This window comes from Actinomadura sp. ATCC 39365, from assembly GCF_054392275.1.
Window position 1 is genome coordinate 745,116 of sequence record NZ_CP184335.1, and the last position, 15,299, is coordinate 760,414.

At 71.3% G+C, this 15,299-nt stretch carries 17 protein-coding genes and 1 riboswitch; of the genes, 6 read left to right on the forward strand and 11 right to left on the reverse strand.

Annotated elements, in window-relative coordinates; genetic code table 11:
* Window positions 1-26: 26 nt before the first annotated feature.
* Window positions 27-2,432: a hypothetical protein gene (locus tag ACNF49_RS04035; protein ID WP_482942838.1), complete on the forward strand. Its 2,406-nt coding sequence runs from the start codon at window positions 27-29 to the stop codon at window positions 2,430-2,432.
* Here ACNF49_RS04035 and mptB read toward each other — a convergent pair.
* The 3 genes from mptB to ACNF49_RS04050 all read right to left on the reverse strand — a co-directional run bounded on the left by mptB (window position 2,317) and on the right by ACNF49_RS04050 (window position 5,137).
* Entirely contained in the window at window positions 2,317-3,939 is a 1,623-nt protein-coding gene (gene mptB, locus ACNF49_RS04040) for a polyprenol phosphomannose-dependent alpha 1,6 mannosyltransferase MptB (RefSeq protein ID WP_482942839.1), read from the reverse strand. The genes ACNF49_RS04035 and mptB overlap by 116 nt on opposite strands.
* A gap of 122 nt (window positions 3,940-4,061) precedes the next feature.
* The gene (locus tag ACNF49_RS04045) at window positions 4,062-4,793 is read right to left on the reverse strand and encodes a glycosyltransferase family 2 protein (protein ID WP_482942840.1); all 732 of its coding nucleotides are present in this window, start codon (window positions 4,791-4,793) and stop codon (window positions 4,062-4,064) included.
* Window positions 4,790-5,137, reverse strand: coding sequence for an STAS domain-containing protein (locus ACNF49_RS04050; protein ID WP_357982997.1), 348 nt, complete (start codon window positions 5,135-5,137; stop codon window positions 4,790-4,792). Before ACNF49_RS04050 ends, ACNF49_RS04045 begins: the two co-directional genes overlap by 4 nt.
* 187 nt (window positions 5,138-5,324) lie before the next feature.
* Here ACNF49_RS04050 and ACNF49_RS04055 point away from each other — a divergent pair, with 187 nt between their 5' ends.
* On the forward strand, window positions 5,325-5,723 hold the full coding sequence (locus tag ACNF49_RS04055) for a hypothetical protein (RefSeq protein ID WP_357982994.1): 399 nt from the start codon (window positions 5,325-5,327) through the stop codon (window positions 5,721-5,723).
* A 150-nt stretch (window positions 5,724-5,873) separates the two neighbouring features.
* Here the strand turns inward: ACNF49_RS04055 and ACNF49_RS04060 are convergent, their stop codons facing one another.
* Window positions 5,874-6,956, reverse strand: coding sequence for a sensor histidine kinase (locus tag ACNF49_RS04060; RefSeq protein ID WP_482942841.1), 1,083 nt, complete (start codon window positions 6,954-6,956; stop codon window positions 5,874-5,876).
* A complete protein-coding gene (locus tag ACNF49_RS04065) occupies window positions 6,953-7,651 on the reverse strand; it encodes a response regulator transcription factor (protein WP_357982988.1) in 699 nt (232 codons plus the stop codon). Before ACNF49_RS04065 ends, ACNF49_RS04060 begins: the two co-directional genes overlap by 4 nt.
* Window positions 7,652-7,745: 94 nt before the next feature.
* On the opposite strand from ACNF49_RS04065, the gene ACNF49_RS04070 reads away from it, so the two are divergent.
* The 3 genes from ACNF49_RS04070 (at window position 7,746) to ACNF49_RS04080 (ending at window position 8,834) form a co-directional block, all read left to right on the forward strand.
* On the forward strand, window positions 7,746-7,919 hold the full coding sequence (locus tag ACNF49_RS04070; RefSeq protein ID WP_352318261.1) for a hypothetical protein: 174 nt from the start codon (window positions 7,746-7,748) through the stop codon (window positions 7,917-7,919).
* Window positions 7,916-8,116 (forward strand): DUF6412 domain-containing protein, encoded by a 201-nt coding sequence (locus tag ACNF49_RS04075; RefSeq protein ID WP_357982982.1) that lies wholly within the window; start codon window positions 7,916-7,918, stop codon window positions 8,114-8,116. The genes ACNF49_RS04070 and ACNF49_RS04075 overlap by 4 nt, the downstream gene beginning before the upstream one ends.
* A gap of 76 nt (window positions 8,117-8,192) precedes the next feature.
* Complete coding sequence (locus tag ACNF49_RS04080) at window positions 8,193-8,834, forward strand: YidC/Oxa1 family membrane protein insertase (protein ID WP_357982979.1); 642 nt, start codon at window positions 8,193-8,195, stop codon at window positions 8,832-8,834.
* On the opposite strand, the gene ACNF49_RS04085 is transcribed toward ACNF49_RS04080, so the two are convergent.
* Together ACNF49_RS04085 and ACNF49_RS04090 are read right to left on the reverse strand one after the other, a co-directional pair.
* On the reverse strand, window positions 8,831-9,256 hold the full coding sequence (locus ACNF49_RS04085; protein WP_352363279.1) for an ATP-binding protein: 426 nt from the start codon (window positions 9,254-9,256) through the stop codon (window positions 8,831-8,833). The two genes, ACNF49_RS04080 and ACNF49_RS04085, sit on opposite strands and share 4 nt — an antisense overlap.
* Before the next feature lie 151 nt (window positions 9,257-9,407).
* Complete coding sequence (locus tag ACNF49_RS04090) at window positions 9,408-11,276, reverse strand: ATP-binding protein (protein WP_357982976.1); 1,869 nt, start codon at window positions 11,274-11,276, stop codon at window positions 9,408-9,410.
* Window positions 11,277-11,371: 95 nt separating this feature from the next.
* Between ACNF49_RS04090 and ACNF49_RS04095 the strand changes: the two genes are divergently transcribed.
* Window positions 11,372-11,944 (forward strand): methylated-DNA--[protein]-cysteine S-methyltransferase, encoded by a 573-nt coding sequence (locus ACNF49_RS04095; protein ID WP_357982973.1) that lies wholly within the window; start codon window positions 11,372-11,374, stop codon window positions 11,942-11,944.
* On the opposite strand, the gene ACNF49_RS04100 is transcribed toward ACNF49_RS04095, so the two are convergent.
* From ACNF49_RS04100 to ACNF49_RS04115, 4 genes are all read right to left on the reverse strand, one after another.
* Window positions 11,930-13,267 carry a purine-cytosine permease family protein gene (locus ACNF49_RS04100; RefSeq protein ID WP_482942843.1) on the reverse strand — a complete coding sequence of 446 codons (1,338 nt, stop codon included), beginning with the start codon at window positions 13,265-13,267 and terminating at the stop codon, window positions 11,930-11,932. The genes ACNF49_RS04095 and ACNF49_RS04100 overlap by 15 nt on opposite strands.
* Window positions 13,258-13,371: riboswitch (TPP riboswitch) on the reverse strand. It overlaps the preceding gene by 10 nt.
* A gap of 51 nt (window positions 13,372-13,422) precedes the next feature.
* Window positions 13,423-13,746: a rhodanese-like domain-containing protein gene (locus ACNF49_RS04105; protein WP_357982967.1), complete on the reverse strand. Its 324-nt coding sequence runs from the start codon at window positions 13,744-13,746 to the stop codon at window positions 13,423-13,425.
* Window positions 13,747-13,772: 26 nt separating this feature from the next.
* Window positions 13,773-14,651 (reverse strand): Fpg/Nei family DNA glycosylase, encoded by an 879-nt coding sequence (locus ACNF49_RS04110; RefSeq protein WP_352363289.1) that lies wholly within the window; start codon window positions 14,649-14,651, stop codon window positions 13,773-13,775.
* A gap of 37 nt (window positions 14,652-14,688) precedes the next feature.
* The gene (locus ACNF49_RS04115; RefSeq protein WP_357982963.1) at window positions 14,689-15,294 is read right to left on the reverse strand and encodes a TenA family protein; all 606 of its coding nucleotides are present in this window, start codon (window positions 15,292-15,294) and stop codon (window positions 14,689-14,691) included.
* Window positions 15,295-15,299: the final 5 nt, after the last annotated feature.

A 15,299-nucleotide genomic window follows, 5' to 3' on the forward strand; every position in this document is an offset into this window, starting at 1 on the left:
CTCGGGCGCGCCGCCATCTCGTCACGGTGCTCCTCGGCCTCCTGCTCGCCACCCTCCTCCTCCCCGCCACAGCCGCCGCCGCTTCCCAGAACGGCAGCGCAACCGCGACCGTTCAGGGCGGTGCCGAGGCCGTGCAGGGGAGTGCCGTGGCGGCGGCGGGCAGCGGCGTCTCAGGACAAGGTGGGCCGGCGGGGCGGCGGGTCGTCGTGGTGGGCGTTCCCGGTCTGCAGTGGAGTGACTTCAGTGAGGCGGGCACGCCCACCCTGTGGAAGCTCGCCGCCCAGGGCAGCTCGGCGTCACTGTCCACCCGCGCCGTCCCGCCCAAGGACCGTGGCGTCACCTGCCCCATGGCGGGCTGGCTGACCGTCTCCGCGGGCCAGCGCGCCGGCACCCCCGGACAGGGCTGCCCCGCCCCGGCGCCTCCTCAGCCCGCCGGGGAAGGCGCCACCGTCCCCGGGTGGCGGGAGCTGGTGGCCTTCCAGGCCGACACCGGCTACGCGGCCCAGCTCGGCACGCTCGGCCAGTTGGTGGCCGACGGCGGGGGCAAGGTGGCGGCGATCGGCCCCGGCGCCGCCCTCGCCGCCGCCGACAAGGCAGGAAAAATCACCAAATACGCCCCCAGCCTTGACGGCCTGAACGACCTGACCCCCTACAACCTCATCGTCTTCGAAGCCGCCGACCTCGCCACCGCCTGGGCTCGCGGCCCCCTCGACGATCACGCGATCCCGGCCTCCCTCCCGGCCGCCGAACGCCAAGCCGCTGCAACCAGGGCAGACCAGCAGATCGCCGCCCTGATGGGCAAGGTGCCCCCGAACACCACCGTCCTGCTCGCCGGCATCTCCGACATCAGCCCGAACGCCCACCTCCACGCGGCCCTCGCCACGGGACCGTCCCCGAGCGGGCAGCCGTACCCGCAGGGGGGCCACCTCACCGCCTCCTCCACCCGCCAGGACGGCCTGGTCACCATCACCGACCTCACCGCCACCGCCATCCAGCTCCTGGGCCTGACCGCCCCCCGCGACGTGGTCGGCCGCGCCTGGCAGCCCGACGGCAACGCCCCCGCACCGGCCGCCGCCACGGTGACGCGACTGGCCGACGGCGACCTGGCCAGCCAGGTGCTCCGGGACGTACGCGGGCCCTTCTTCACCGTCCTCGTCAGCGTGCAGCTCCTCTTCTACGCCCTGGCCGCCCTGGCGCTCCGCCGCCGCCGCTCCTCCCGCGTCCGGCAGGACCCACCCGCGCCCGCCGACGCCGGCTCATCGGCCGCCGACGAGCACACGCCCGCTGCGACCGCCGCCGTGAAGGGCGCCCCCGAGGCGAACGACCGCCCCACCCCGGCTGCGGGCGGCGACCCGGCCGACGCCTCGAAGCTGCTGGCCGCCATCCAGGTGGTGGCGACCGTCAGCGGCGCCATCGCCGTCTCCACGTTCCTGGCCCAGCTCGTGCCGTGGTGGAGCCTGCCGATGCCGATGGTCTCGGTGATCGTGACGATCCTGGCCATCGCCGCCCTGGTCACCGCCCTCGCGTTCGCCGGCCCGTGGCGCGCGCACGTGCTCGGCCCGCTCACCGTGGTCGCGGCCGTCACCTCGCTCGCCCTCCTCATCGACGTGATGACCGGCTCAGCCCTCCAGGTGAACGCCGTGACCGGCTACGAACCCGTCACCGGAGGACGTTTCTACGGCTTCAGCAACATCGCCTTCGCCGTCTACGCCACCGGCACGGTTCTCGGCCTGGCCGGGGTGGCACAGTGGCTGCTCGGCAGGGGCGTCTCCAGGACGGTGGTCGTGGCGCTGTGCGGCCTGTACGGCGCCTTCGCCGTCTTCGCGGACGGATCACCCTCGTGGGGCGCGGACTTCGGCGGTGTCCCGGCGTTCGTGATCGGGGTGGCGGTCTTCCTCATCCTGCTGTCCGGCAGGCGGGTGTCGGTGGTGAAGCTCCTGCTCGTGGGGGTGGGCGCGGCCGCGCTGATCGCCGCCATCTCGGTCTTCGACTGGATGCGCCCGGCCGACAGGCGCACGCACCTCGGCGCGTTCGTGCAGCAGATCATCGACGGCCAGGCGTGGACGGTCGTCGGACGCAAGTTCGGGGCCATGATCGGTGTGACCGTGGGCAACTGGCCGCTGACCCTGCTCTCGCTGGTCGCGCTGGCGTTCCTGTTCCTGGTGCTGGCCCGCCCGTCGCGGTGGGGCGCCTCGGCGCTGGGTCAGGCGTACACGCTGGCCCCGCCGCTCAGGGCCGGCCTGCTCGGGACGCTCACCTGCGCCTTCGTCGGCTTCCTGATGAACGACTCGGGCATCGCCATCCCGGCCATGGCGCTCACGGTGGCGGTGCCGCTGACGCTCGCGGCCTGCGTACGGGCCCTCCAGCTCGCCACGCCCACACCACCAGCAGGACGGTCAGCGCCAGCAGCGCCCACGCGATCTGAGGCCTGAGGACGCCGCTGAGCCATTCGACGCCCGGCGGCTGCCCGTCGACCCGGGCGGGCAGGTAGGCCAGGGACAGGACCAGCAGGTGGGCGACCATGAACCCGTCGACGGCCGAGGCGCCCACCAGGGCGAGCATGCCGAACGCCAGCCCGTCGTACCAGGGCAGGATGTACGGCGTGGCGAACAGGTAGGCCACGACGAGCGCCGCCGCCACGACCGGCGCCCCCAGCCCACCAGAGGCCCCCGGCCCCTGACGGGCGGCGGACCGCCGGGACGCCAGCCGGAGCAACGCCCAGGCGACGAGCACGAGCACCACCAGCGCGCCCACCTGGATCTCACCCCGGTAAGCGCGCCCCGTGCCCACGAGGGCCCAGAGCCACCCCTGCACCAGCTTCCAGAACGAGGCGTGCGAGATCGCCTTGCTGGTGGTCGTCACCGGCGCGATCGCCTCCGGCCCGACGACCGCGTAGCCGACGACCACCACGGCCAGCGCGCCGGCCGCCATGACGGCGAGCCGCCCCGGACGGCGGCGCAGCTCCCACGCGGGCCCCAGCGCCACCAGCCCCGCGTTGAGCTTCGTCGCCACCCCGAGCCCGAGCAGCACCCCCGACGCGACCGGACGTGCCCTGGCCAGCAGCGCGGCCACCATGCAGGCGATGGCGAGGGTGTCGGCGTGCATGCCCGCGACCAGGTGGTAGAGCAGGAGCGGATTGGCCGCCCACAACAGCGCGGCCCGCAGCCGCCGGGCGGGGTCGTCCCTGGTGAAGCGGTCGATCAGCAGGGCCGTGACGACGAAGGCGGCGGCGTTGAACACCGCCAGCACGAAGATGGTCAACCGGAGCGAGTCGCCGCCGATCCAGCTCGCCAGCGCCTGGAGAGCGGTGGCGACGGGCCCGTAGACGCTGGGTTCCTCGCGCCACGGCCGCTCGACCGCGTCGGCGATGGGATCGCCCGGCAGGTCGTCGGCGCCGTGCGTGTAGGGGCTCAGCCCCAGCGTGACCATCCGGCCGTACACGGCGTAGTTGAGATGGTCGCCGGAGCCCGAGGGAGGCAGGAACGCGAGCACCCCCGCGGCGAGACAGCCGAGCAGCACCAGGGGCCGGGCACGCAGCCCGGGACGCGGCCCGGCGGCCAGCGCCGCCAGCAGCCCGACCCCGCCGATGACCAGGGCCGCGGCGGCCAGGACGAGCACCGCATAAGGATCAGGACGGGCATCCAGCCAGTACGGCGGCTGCCACCCCGGCCCGCCCAGCGCGGGAACCATGGGAGAAGGCCCGAGCAACCCGATCGTGATCGTCAGGAGCACCGAGACCGCGATCATCACCAGCCCGGGAACCGCGAGCCGCGCTCGAACGGCGTCGAGCAGCCGCCCCGGTCGAGGCGCCGCCGCCCGCCCACCGGCCGCGGAGGCACGGGCGAACACCGGCCGCCCACCCCACGCGCCGACCCCGCCGCCGCCCGCCGAGAACCGGCGCCGGTCGGCGGCAGACCACGGAAGCCGCAGCGATGCCACCCAGAAAGGTGGGGCTTGTGCCTGTTTGCGGCGTCTCTCCGAAGTCACCCGCAAATTCCAGCACACTCGTCACGGCCCCAGCCCCAGATCATCCACGCCTGTGGATAACCCGGAGCCCGAAATCACCGCTTAGGACGGAGTTTGCCAAGATTTTCGACGACCACCGGCTCCCGGCTCGCCAGAGCCAGCGCCACGTCCCTCAACTGCCGAGCGCGGTGCAACTGGGCCCGCCAGTCGTTGCCGGTGGCCCGATGGGACATCTCGACCTCGACCTCGACGACCCTGAACCCCTTGCGCAGCAGGTCGATCGTGAGCGCCGTCTCCACGCCGAACCCGTGCGCCAGCGGCCGGGCGGCCTCGAAGGCGGCTCTGGTCAGGCAACGCTGGCCGTTGAGCGGCTGGGCGGCCTCGAAGCCGGTGGCGCGGCGGATGCCGTCTTTGGACACGCGCACGACTAACCCATGGCCGCCGAGCTTCACCCGCGTGCCGAACAGCGCGATCGTCATGTCGGCCTTGCCCTCGCGCACGGGCTCCACCAGCGGCGCCGCGGCGCTCGCCGTGTCACCCAGGTCGGCGTCGAGGAAGAGCAGGTGGCGAGGGGTACGGTCCTCGTCGAGGAGGCGTACGGCCTCCGCGCCCGTCTCCATGGCCGCGGCCTTGCCGCGGTTGCGGCTGTGGCGGACCACCCGCGCGCCCGCCGCCCGCGCCACCTTGCCGGTGCGGTCCGTCGAGCCGTCGTCGACGACCACGACGAGATCGACACCCGGCAGGCGGGACGCCGCGGCGACGGTGGCGGCGATGCGATCGCCCTCGTTCACCGCGGGAATGACGACAGCCGTGTCAGCCTGCGTCATGATCCCTCGGTGATGAGGCACTCCTGCGGCAGCTCGTCATGCACGGTGAACACCGAGACGAGCCCCGTCACCTGCAGGATCTTGCGGACGGCCGGACGCGGCGCGGCCACCTCCAGCACACCTCCCCGCTCTTTCATGCGCTTGAGCGCCGAGAGCAGCACGTTCATCCCCGTGGAGTCGCAGAAATCCACGGCGGACATGTCGATGACCACCCGGCTGGGCTCGTCCTGCAGCAGCCGAGTGAACTCGGCCTGCAGGTGAGGCGCCGTATAGAGGTCGATTTCTCCGGTGATGGCAACGAGTGCGCACCCGGCATGTGATCGAGTCGAGACCTTGAGCTCCACATGGGCAGGCTAGCGGCGCGGAGGCTTCCGGTCACGTTGTCACGCCGAGAGGGGAACGACAGGTTTTTGTCCTCCGTTTGGGCTCCATCAAAACGGAGAGTACGCGAAGCTTGACAGCGTGACACCGGAACCGGCAGCGCTTCACGGAGAAGGAGGGGCTGTGGCCCGCCCCATGGGCCTCGTATCGATGAATGCAGAGAAACCTGAAGATCCTCAGCGTCAGGGGCTCCGGGAACGTCTGGAGACCATCCTCATCCGCACAGAAAAGGCCACGTCATGGCATGACGAAGCAGCGCGCCTGCGCGGTCTGCTGAACCACGAGGGCTACGTCCCGATCCGCACCAGGCTGGCGAGCGAAGACCTCGACTTCCTGGCCGGCTCCCGCGCCGACCTGCTCAGGTTCGCCGAGCTCGGGCTGCGGCTGCTCGACCTGCACCAGCCGCGCGACGCGGGTGGCATCACGAGCGACACCGCCAACCCGATCCTGCGGTGCCGGAGCTGCATGTGGCGCTGGCCCTGCCCGACGTTCCGGGCGATGTCGGAGTCGTTCGGGCAACGCGACACCGCGCTCCCCGAACCCGCCTGACCCGGGCGGCCAGACCCGGGCGACCCACGATCGAGGAGCGAGACCACAGCGGAAGATCGAGGCAGGACACCGTGCGGGAACGTCAACTTCCGGACACCAGGGGCAATCGGATCTCGAACCGGCACCCCGGTCCTTCGTTGACCACCCCGATCATCCCATCATGCGCCTCGACGATCCCCTGGGCGATCGCCAGCCCGAGCCCGGCGCCGCCGTCGGCGGTGGGCGTACGCGCGGCCTCCCCCGGAACGCCACCTCGAACACCCGAGGCAGATCCTCCTCGGGAATCCCCCCGCAACCGTCGGCCACCGAGACGCAGGCCATCCCCTGCTCGTCCACCCCGGCCCGGAGCACCACGGCCCGCTCCGACGGCGTGTGCCGGATGGCGTTGACGACCAGGTTCCGCAGGGCCCGGCCCAGCGCGGCCGCGTCGGCCTCCACGGGCACGGCCCCCGTCGCCTCCGCCGTGAGCACCACCCCTTTGGCCCTGGCCAGCGGCTCGGCCCCGGCCAGCGTGTCCGCGACGAGGTCGGCGAGCCCGATCCTGGCCCGCGACAGCCGCAACGCGCCCGCGTGGATGCGCGACAGCTCGAACAGGTCGTCCACCATGGCCGAGAGCCGTTCGACCTCCAGCTTGATCTGGCCGTGGTAGCGCGCGACCGTCGCGGGATCGGCCACCACGCCGTCCTCCAGGGCCTCGGCCATGGCCCGCAGGCCGGCGAGCGGCGTACGCAAATCGTGGCTCACCCAGGCGACCAGTTCCCGGCGGGCGCCTTCGAGCGCGCGTTCCCGCGCGTACGCCTCCTCAAGGGTGCTCGCGATCTCCTGGAGCTCGGCCGGCAACCCCAGCGGCGCCCTGAACGGCACGTCGCGCACGGCCGCCACCAGCCGCCTGCTCTCCCCCACCACCCGCCTGGCCAGCACGAACGCGACCCCGAGCCCCACCAGGCCGCCCACCGCGACCACGCTGAGCACGAAGTCCTTGACCGCCCCCTCGATGATCATCTTCATGGTGATCGCGACCACGCCCGCCAGCGTCGCCGCCACGGCGACCACCACGACGACGGCCAGCATCACCCCGATCGACCTGGTCCGCAGCCGTCCCATGGCCCATACGCCGGCGGCGGCGACCAGCAGCCCCAGTCCCGCCGAGACGGCCACGACCATGGGCAGCTCGCTCACCGACACCATGGCCGGCGGGCACGTCCCGCCCAGGCAGGGCTCGGGAGGCGTCACCCCGCGCTCTCCTGTGGCTCGTACCGGTAGCCGACACCCCATACGGTGACGATCCGCCGCGGCTCGGTCGGGTCCGCCTCGACCTTCTCCCGCAACCGCCGCACGTGCACGGTCACGGTCGAGGAGTCGCCGAACGACCATCCCCACACCTGGTCGAGCAGCGCCGACCGGCTGAACGCCTGCCGCGGGTTGCGCATGAGGTAGGCCAGCAGGTCGAACTCCCTGGCCGTCAGCATCACCTGCGTGCCGCCGAGCCGCACCTCGTGGGCGCCGACGTCCACGACGAGGTCGCCGTCGCGCAGCACGCCGGTGCCGGCCGTGACGGACGCCCCCCGCGCCCGGCGCAGCACCGACTGCACGCGCAACGCCAGCTCCCGTGGGCTGAACGGCTTCGTCACGTAGTCGTCGGCCCCGGTCTCCAGGCCCACCACCCGGTCGATCTCCTCGCCGAGCGCGGTCAGCATGATCACCGGGACCGGCCACCGCTCCCTGAGCTTCCTGCACACCTGGAGCCCGTCGATCCTGGGCAGCATCAGGTCGAGCACCATGAGGTCGGGCGGGTCGGCCAGGGCCCTGCGCAGCGCCTCGGCGCCGTCGCCCACGCACTCCACCTCGTGCCCGTCGCGCTCCAGATAGCGCGCCACGACCTCGGACACGGTCGGATCGTCGTCGACCACCAGGATGCGGGTGTTCACCGTCTCACCGTACGGCTGAGCCCCACGTGGGGGACATGTACGTCACAGGTTCGTAAGCCTCGCGGATCATGCCCCGAGGACGTACGGTGGCCTCATGAGTAGAGTCGTGATGCTCGTTTTAGGGACCCTTCTCGGTCTCTTCGTGCTGTTCAACTTCCTCCTGCCCCTGCTGGCGGGTCTGTTCAAGCTGGTCCTGATCGTCGGGGTCGTCGCCCTGGTCGTCTTCATCGCGGTCACCGTCGTCGGTAAGTCCCGTTCGTCGCAGTGACGTCGTTCCTGTTCGATCCGTGGCTGGTGGGGATCACCATGATGGCGATCCTCCTGCTGGCCACGTGGGCGGCCACGTTGCTGCCCACCCTCGGCGGTGAGTCTCCCGGCTTCCCGCTGACCTACGCGCGCCGCACCGCCTTCCAGCGGCTGCGCGATCCCGACGCGGCCGGACGCCCGCGTCCACGAGCGCCTTAGGCGAGCCCCGCTTCCCGTCAAAGCGGGGCTCATCGTCATGTGTGAGCCCTGGTCCGTCGTCATGTCTGAAGGGCTCATGATCGATTCACTTGTCACGTTCGTCATCGGCGTGTCCGGCGGCCACGCCGCGCTCGCCATCGTGCTGTTCACCCTCGCCGTACGTCTGGTCCTGCTGCCGCTCAACGTCCGCCAGGCGCGGGCCGGCCAGGTCCGGCAGCGGCTCGCGCCGAAGCTGCAGGAGCTGCGCAAGCGCCACGGGCGCGATCCCGAGCGGTTGTCCAAGGAGCTGACCGCGCTGTACGCCCGGGAGGGCACGTCCCCGTTCGCGGGGATCTTGCCGATGCTGGCGCAATTGCCGTTCATGTGGCTGATGTTCAGGGTGGCCACGCATCCGACGGCACTGGCCGGTCACACTCTGTTCGGGGCACCGCTGGGCCAGCAGCTCGCGGGCGTGGTGGCCAATTTCGGTCTGATCAGTTGGCCGGTTTCGGTCTTTGTCATCGTGATCGCGGGGCTCGTGCTGCTGGCATGGCTGTCGGCACGCTCGATCAAGGTGTCGGAGGAGCAGCCGGAGCTGCTGCGCAAGGTCATGCCGCTGTTGCCGTACGGCTCCGCGCTGGCCGTGCTCGTGCTCCCCCTGGCGGCCGGCCTGTACCTCCTGGTGTCCACGGCATGGGCCGTCACCGAACGGGCCGTACTGGCGGCCAGAACCGCCTAACCGGCCTCCTTCAGGGCCGCGACCTGCCCGTTCACCGCCGCCCCGTTGGGTGCGGGCAGGATGGCCCACACCGTCGTCGTGTCACCGTCGTGACGAACCCCCCAGCTCTCGGCCACGTATTCGACGATCCCCAGCCCCCGGCCCCCGAGCGAAGACAGGGTCGGGCGTCCCGCCCGCGGCTCTGTCGCCGCACCCCCGTCACTGACCGCCACCTCTATGTGATCGTCGCTACGCATCCAGGCGACCCTCACCATGCCTGAAGGCAGCGGATGCGCGTGCCGCAGCGCGTTGCTCAGCAACTCGCTCACCACGAGCACCGCATCGTCGATCGCGGCGGTGTAGACCCCACAATCCTGCAGGTCAGTGCTCAGACGCTGGCGGGCGACGGCGACGCTGGACGGCGCGTACGGCAGCAGCACCACGCTTGACACACCCACCTCCCCGTTCCCTGTGCCCCCCGCGGGAACACTCCCCGGTACGACCGAAATGCCCCGTTAGCCAATCGCAGAAACCGCATCTCGATCACAGCTTGTACACATTGGACGATAGATCAGCTCAACTGTGACCACCTCGTTACCGCATCGGTGTGTCGGATCGGATAGGGGAAGCACGTCTCAGGATCAGGCGCATTCTCGTACCCCCTCCGGGCCTCGATTGAGCACTCACTTCTCCCCCCTGCGCCCTGGCCAGACTGCGCACGATGTAGAGGCCGAGCCCCACTCCACCAAAGCGTCTCCGGTCCCCGCTGTCCACCTGGACGAAGCGCTCAAAGATCCGTTCGCGGTCAGGCGGTGCGATTCCGACCCCCTCGTCATCCACCACTACGACCACGCCGTCGTCCTCAGGCCAAGCTTCAACACAGATCAATCCACCCATTGGGGAATATTTAAACGCGTTCTCCAGCAATTGCCCCAAAACGATGTCGGTTGCCAGGGCGTCACCCAGCACCGGTGGCAATCCGTCCGGGATGCGCACCTCGACGCGGTGGCGGTCGGACAACACGGGAAGGCCGAGCGTGGCCGCGTGGATCCGGGCCGCGAGGTCGAACGCCTCGATCCGCACGGCCAGCTCGTCCGCGCCCGCCCTGGCCCCCAGCAGCAGGTGGTCCATGAGCTGCCCCAACGATCCGGCCCGCTCGGCGATCGTGTGCACGGCCGAGCGCCGTTCCGCGTCGCTCATCTTGTCCCAGCGCGCGTCCAGGGTGCCGGCGAACCCGCGCACGATCGTGATCGGCGTACGCAGCTCGTGGCTGGTCGTGGCCAGGAAGAGGTCTTTGGCCTCCTCCAGCTCCTTGGCCTGGGTGACGTCGCGGAAGTCGATGACGATCTCGCCGGTCTCCTCGATCCGCGCGCTCACCACGTCCAGCCAGCGCCCGTTCTCCATCTGGAACGTGAGCTTCTCGCCGGGGCTGGGCAGCGGGAACGGCGGCGGGCCGCCGATCACCGCGTCGGCGGGGAAGGCGGTCAGCTCGGCCGCGGCGGGGTTCCAGCGCACGACCCGGCCGGCGTCGTCCAGCACGGCGATGCCGTCGGCGCTGGCGTCGAACACGGCCCGCTCGTGCGCCCGCTGCCGCACCGCCTCCTGGTAGGCCACCGCGTTGCCGACCGCGATGCCGGCGTGCCCGGCCAGCAGTTCGAGCAGCTCCAGCTCCAGGTGGCCGGGTGCGGGACCGGCGAACAGCGCGTAGAGGGCGCCGTAAGGACGGCCGCCGACCGCGGCCAGGCCGAGCGCGATCGTGTGCAGCCCGTTGAGCCTGGCCCACACCAGGTCGCCGAGCCCCTGGGACTCCAGCATGACGGTCTTGCCCGTACGTAAGAGTTTGTCCACCAGGCTCGTCCGCAGGCCGGTGGTGGTGCCCCTGAGCGTCTCCGGCAGCCGGTACGTGCTGACCAGCCGCAGCCGCTCCCCCTCGATCAGCACGAACCCGCCCGCGTCCGCGCCCGTCAGCTCGGTGAGGCTGGCCGAGATGCGGTCGAGCACGGCCGGCAGCTCCAGCTCGGAGTTGATGTCGCCGACCACGTCGGTGAGCCGGCGCACCAGCCTGGCCCGGCGTTCCATGCGCAGCCCGGCGACCTCGTCGGCCCGCGCGGGATGGTGGGCCAGGACGTAGCCGACCACGGAGTTGCCCATGCGCAGGGCGTTGATGTCCACCCGCAGGTCGAGCGACCTGCCGTCCTTGTGGACGCGCTTGGTGCGCAGCGACACCTGCCCCCCGGTGCGTACGCGCTCCAGCACCGCGTTGTGCTCGGCGGCCAGCTCGTCGGGGACGATCGGCGCCCGGCGCCCCAGCATCTCGGCCGCCGTCCAGCCGAACAGATGCTCGGCCGCCGGGTTCCAGACCAGCACGCTCTGGTCGCGGTCGAGCGCCACCACGGCGTTGGGGGAGCCGGCGAGCACGGCACGAGCGATCTCCTCGTCACTACCGACCCATGCGTACCCCACACCTCCATAGTGCACGTGGCGTGGTGGGTCTGACGGGCGATCCGTCCGATACGCTGCGCTCACGAAGATTCCGGTGGCTGAAACGGGTGAGAGGCATGTCGAGCAGCGACCTCGATGCCCTGCTGAGAGTGACCTCCAGCACCTACAAGGGCGAGGGGCCACCGGACATCGCGTTCGGCACCTACGACGGCGCGGTGGGCAGGCTGGTGCTCGCGGTGACCGGCAAGGGCATCGCGGCCTGCAGTTTCGAGGCCGAGAACACCGTGTTCGAGCGGGTGGCCAAGGAGGTCGGCACGTTCATCGGGCCCGACGCCCGCCGCCTCGACCCGGTGCGCCGGGAGCTCGACGCGTACTTCTCCGGCCGCCTGCGCACCTTCGCCACGCCGGTGGACCTCGCGCTGGCCACGCCGTTCGCCCGTACCGTGCTGCAGAAGACCATGGCCGTGCCCTACGGCACGACCACGACGTACGAGGAGATCGGCGCGAGCATCGGACGGCCGCGCGCCCTTCGCGCGGTCGGCAACGCGGTCGGCGCCAACCCCGTGTGCGTGATCGTGCCCTGTCATCGGGTGGTCCGTGAGGACGGCGAGCTCGGCGACTACGCCGGAGGCGTGGCCGCCAAGCAGCACCTGCTCAACGTCGAACGCCGGGCCTCAGCGGGCCGCTGACCGGCGTCGGCCGAGCACGCCGATGAGCAGCGTCACCAGGGCCGCCACCAGCGCGCCGCCGAGCGCACCGTTCATCCACGGCTCCCTCGTGAAGCCGACGGCGTCGCGGGCGGAGGCCCAGAAGCCGTCCCAGCCGGCGACCGTGGGCGTCGAGGTGGTGAACCAGTAGGCGGCGAAGCCCAGCGCCCACGGCAGCAGCATCAGCCAGCGCGAGGGCGCGTCCTCGGCGGTGTTCCAGCGGGCGGCGCCGCCGAGCACGAAGTAGTCGACGGCCAGCACCGCGAACATCGGCACGAACACCGCGCCGATCACCCCGAGGAACGCGCCGTAGGAGGTGACGTCCACGACCAGGGCGATCGCGGTGGTGAGCACGCCGATCGCGGTCGAGACGATCCGGCGGTCGACGTTCGGCATGAGGTTCTGCAGCGAGACGGTGGTGGAGTAGACGTTGGCGAAGGACTGGTCGGTCTCGCGCAGCACCAGGATGCCGAAGAACAGCGCGCCCAGCGGCGCCGCGACGAACGGCTGGAACACGACCATGCCGTCGGCCTGGACCGCCCGGGCGCCCGCGATGGCCACCGCGTACACGCCGAGGGCCAGGCAGGCCACCTGGGCGACGGTGTAGCCGCCGACGACCCCGGTGAAGGCGGCCCGGCTGGAACGCGAGTGCCTGGCGAAGTCGGCGGCCATCGGCACCCACGACACCGACAGGGCGATGACGTAGTCGACGGCCGGGGCGAAGGCCGTCCACGACCCGCCCGTGTACGTCGGCGCCTCGCCCAGGAACGACACGGTGAACCAGATCAGCGACAGGATCACGCCGACGGTCACGTACCGGCGCAGCAGCCTGATCGACCCGAGCGGCCAGACGGCGAGCGCGGTGGTCAGCACCCCCGCCGCCACCACCCACACCTGGTACGGGACGCTGCCGAAGATCGCGTTCGCGGCCTTGGCGATCACCCAGAGCTCGAAGGCCCCCCAGCCGAGCATCTGCACGATGTTCAGCACGGACGGGACGTACGACATCTTCGCCCCGAACAGCCCGCGCAGCAGCACCATCGCCGGCCGCCCGGTCTGCGTGCCGGGGATGGCCGACAGGCCCACCATGGCCGTGCCGATGAGGCTGCCGACCACGGCGGCCGTGAGCGCGGCCACGAGGCTGAGCGGCGCGCCGCCCAGGGGGTCGATCAGGACGAGCGCACCGGAGAAGCCGAGAAGGCTGACACCGAGGTTGGCCCAGAGCGCGCCCTGGTCGAGGACGCCGAGGGTCTTGGGGGGCGCGCCGTCAAGGGTCAGCGGAACTTCGTCGACGACATGCGTCATCGCACACTCCCTACGCCGGCATTATCCGGACAGGTTCAGGCGGTCGGCAGCGGCTGTGTTGCTGCCCTCTCAGCCCGGCACCCCGAGCTCCCGCGACTATGCAGTTGGCGCCCTCATCATGCCTTAATGGCGGCAGAACCGCCACAGTGGGGCATTCAGGCCACGAAAGGCTCCTGCCCGGTCTCGCTCACCATCGGACGGCGCGCGAACTCCCACGACTGCATGCCGCCGCCCACGTTGACGGCGTCGCGCCCGAGCTGGTTGAGCCACGCCGCGACCTGCATCGACCGGCCGCCGACCCGGCACACCACGTAGACGGTGCGGTCGGCGGGCACCTCCTCGACCCGGCCCTGGATCTGCGACATGGGGATGTGCACGGCCTCGGGGGCGTGGCCGGCGAGCCATTCGTCCTGCTCGCGGACGTCGAGCAGGTAGGCGTCGTCGGGAACGGCGGTGGCCTCGATCTCAGGAACGGTCATGCCTCCATCATCCCGCGCCCGGGACCCTACTTGAGCAGGCGCGACATCCGCCGGTCGGCCAGCGGCTTGCCGCCCGTCTGGCAGGTCGGGCAGTACTGGAGCGCGGAGTCGGCGAAGGACACCTCGCGGATCGTGTCGCCGCACACGTCGCACGGCTGGCCCGCCCGGTTGTGCACGCGCAGCCCGGACTTCTTCTCCGCCTTGAGGTCTTTGGCGGCCAGCCCGTGCGCCCGTTCGACGGCGTCGCGCAACGTCGTCACGATGGCCTCGTGCAGGTCGGCGATCTGCGCGTCGGTCAGCGTCGCCGCGATCTTGAACGGCGACATCTTCGCCGCGTGCAGCACCTCGTCGGAGTAGGCGTTGCCGATGCCCGCGATCACCTTCTGGTCGCGCAGCAGCCCCTTGATCTGGGTGCGGTTGCCGCCCACGATGCGTTTGAGCGCCTCGACGGTGAAGGCGTCGTCGAGCGGGTCGGGGCCCAGGGCGGCGACGCCGGGCACGTCCTCCGGCTTGTCGGTGACGTAGACGGCCAGCCGTTTCTGCGTGCCTGCCTCGGTCAGCTCGAACCCGGGGGCCAGGCCGTCGTCGTCGGGCGCCAGCCGTACGCGTACGGCCAGCGGCCCCTTGCCCGGCCGCACCGGCCGCGCGCCGGTCAGGTCGTCGCGCCAGCGCAGCCAGCCGGCGCGGGCCAGATGGATGATCAGGTGCAGGCCGTCGCAGTCGAGGTCGAGGAACTTGCCGTGCCTCGACACGCCCGTGACGGTGAGCCCGCCGAGCGCGGTGACCGGCGGGTCGAACGTCTTGAGCGCCTGGAAGCCGACGACGTCGACGCCGGCGATCGAACGGCCGACCGCCCGCTCGCGCAGGAAGTTCGTGAGCGACTCCACCTCGGGAAGTTCCGGCATGCCACCAGGGTATGGCGCGCACCGGGCCGGCACGCGACTACGGCACGTCCCAGAAGGCGAGCTCGTGTGCCATGCCCTCGGCGAACAGCGCCTCCGCCCGTACGGGGTCGGGGTCGGCCTCGTCGATCATCTGCCCGATCCGTACGGTCAGCGCCGCGAACGCCGGGTCTGCGTAGGTGTCCACCCAGGCCCGGTACCGCGGCTCGGCGGGCGGATTCTCGGCAAGGATCTTCCCAAGACTCGAATATCCCCACATGCACGGATAGAGCGCCGCCAACCCCTCCCCGTACGACCCCGCCGCCTCCAGCAGGAACGCCGTGTACGCCGCACACGCCGGCCCCTTCACCGCGTTGTCCAGATCGGCCCCGAACTCCGCCGACAACGACCGATGCAGCCGCAGTTCGTCGTGGTACGTCGCATGCGCCAGATCTACCAGGTCCCCCAGATGCCCGTCCGGCGCCTGCCAGGCCAGCCTGGAGAACACCCGCACATAGTCCAGCAGGTACAGGTAGTCCTGCTCCAGCCAGGAGCGGAAGACCGGCTCCGGCAGGTCGCCCCGCCCGATGCCGGCCACCGTGGGGTGGTCGAGCTGCGCCTGGAGCAGCGGCCGGCCGATCGCGTGAAGTCTTTCCGAAATGCTCATGCTGG